Annotated in this window: 2 protein-coding genes and 1 pseudogene; 1 reads left to right on the top strand and 2 read right to left on the bottom strand. The window is 64.7% G+C overall.

All coding sequences use genetic code 11. The annotated features are described in order from the left end of the window. Nucleotides 1–253 precede the first annotated feature (253 nt). Nucleotides 254–562, bottom strand: coding sequence for a hypothetical protein (locus tag RM423_RS24585; protein WP_311425670.1), 309 nt, complete (start codon nucleotides 560–562; stop codon nucleotides 254–256). 46 nt (nucleotides 563–608) lie between these two features. Between RM423_RS24585 and RM423_RS24590 the strand changes: the two are divergent. After that, nucleotides 609–1,013 (top strand): annotated as a pseudogene (locus RM423_RS24590) (DUF4232 domain-containing protein); the annotation flags it as partial. Nucleotides 1,014–1,118: 105 nt separating this feature from the next. On the opposite strand, the gene RM423_RS24595 reads toward RM423_RS24590, so the two are convergent. Next, a complete protein-coding gene (locus tag RM423_RS24595; protein WP_311425669.1) occupies nucleotides 1,119–1,694 on the bottom strand; it encodes a Tn3 family transposase in 576 nt (191 codons plus the stop codon). Nucleotides 1,695–1,746: the final 52 nt, after the last annotated feature.

Here is a 1,746-nt window from a genome sequence, read left to right on the forward strand (position 1 = left end):
GCCGAGGACCTCGACTGGGTCGCCCAGGAACTCAACGACCGCCCCCGCAAACGGCTAGCGTTCAAGAAGCCGAACGAACTGATCGGCGACCTGCTGTTGCAATGACCGCCAGAATCCGCCGATCGCCCATCGAGACGATTGGGAGGAGGACGTCTCCGTAGCGCGGCGGGCTGGGTTATGGGACGAGCACTGCATTGCCTTGACTTGCGCCCGTGCATCGAGTCGGTTGCAACGGCTGGGCCGCGGGAGGTGTCTAATAGCAGGCAGATGTTCCACTTCGGTGCGTCTGTCGCCGAAGGAGCTTGGTTATGACTTTCATCAGTTCGCGGATCGTCGTCTCGACGACCCTGACCGCTGCCGTCGTCGTGATGAGCGCGTGCAGTTCCGGGACAACTGCGGGCTCCAACACCAGCGCGACGACACCCATATCGACCAGCGCATCGCCCGCTGGCCGCCCCGTCACACCTGCACCCAAGACAACGGACACAAAGACGACCACCGTCACAGCGTCGACACCTCCACCCGCCACATCGCCACCCGCCACATCGCCGGCGGCCGCCACGTCACCTGCCTCGACTCCGCCGGCGGCGGCTGCCTGCGGCAACGCCCAATTAGCCGCCCGTAGCGCGCCGGCGCAAGGGGGTGACAGTCACGGCGGTGTCATCATCATCTTCACCAACATCGCCAGCACGTCGTGCACGATTTATGGCTACCCCGGTGCTGCGGTCCTGGATAAGAGCGGCCGCCAGATCGTGCAGGCCACCCGTACTCTGAGCGGCTACCTCGGTGGCTGCCGATGTGCCACACCCGAACACCTGCGCCTTGACCACAGCCAATCGGCTTCAGCCATTGTCGAAGGCGACAACGGCGGCGGTGACGAATGCCTGCGCGGCGTCGCGATCCTGGCGACCCCGCCCAACACCAAGAAACCCACCCGCATCCCGCTCCAGGCCTACTCCTGCCACGTCCAGGTGCATCCTGTCGTGCGCGGCACGGCCGGCACGAAACACTGACATCACCAACCTTGCCCCTGACACCAGAACGGGACTGTGCAGTAAACGGCACCTCTCTGTGTCAAGCGGCTGGCGACAGAGAGGTGCCGTTTACGCGATAGACCCTTAGCCGTCGCTGCCAGTCAGGAGCGGGCGGAGTTGGCCGGCGCGGAGCTGGTCGGGGAGTAGGAACGAGTAGCGCCCGTGCAGGTTGACCTGTTCGTGCTGTAGCGGTGAGAGTCGTTCTTGATCGCTGTCCGCCGCAGGAGCACCGGCCCCGTCGAGGTGTTCGATGGCGTGGTTCATGTAGGTGGTGTTCCACAGCACGATCGCGTTGGTGACCAGGCCGAGCGCGCCGAGCTGTTGTTCCTGGCCGGAGCGGTATGCCTGATGGATTTGTCCGCGCCGACCGTGGCAGATGGCTCGGGCCAGGGCGTGGCGGGACTCCTGTCGGTTGAGCTGAATGAGGATGCGTCGCCGCTGTTCGGGGCGCGTGGCGTAGTCGAGTGTTGCGATCGTCCGCACGACCTTGCCGATCTCGGCGATTGCACGTGCGAGCACCACTGGTCGGCCGGCGCGTTGCAGAGCGCGGATGACTTCCGAGGGCACTGCGGCCTTGGTGTGCAAGGTGGGACCTGACCCCGAGTAGTGGACACGCTCAATCCCTGCTTCGGTGGGGTGGAAGCGAGATGATCCACTCATGGCGAGGAAGAACTACTCCGAGGAGTTTCGCCGCGACGCTGTCGAGTTGTAT

Origin of the sequence: Jatrophihabitans lederbergiae (genome assembly GCF_031845305.1) — a bacterium.
Classification (GTDB): Bacteria; Actinomycetota; Actinomycetes; order Mycobacteriales; family Jatrophihabitantaceae; genus Jatrophihabitans_A; species Jatrophihabitans_A lederbergiae.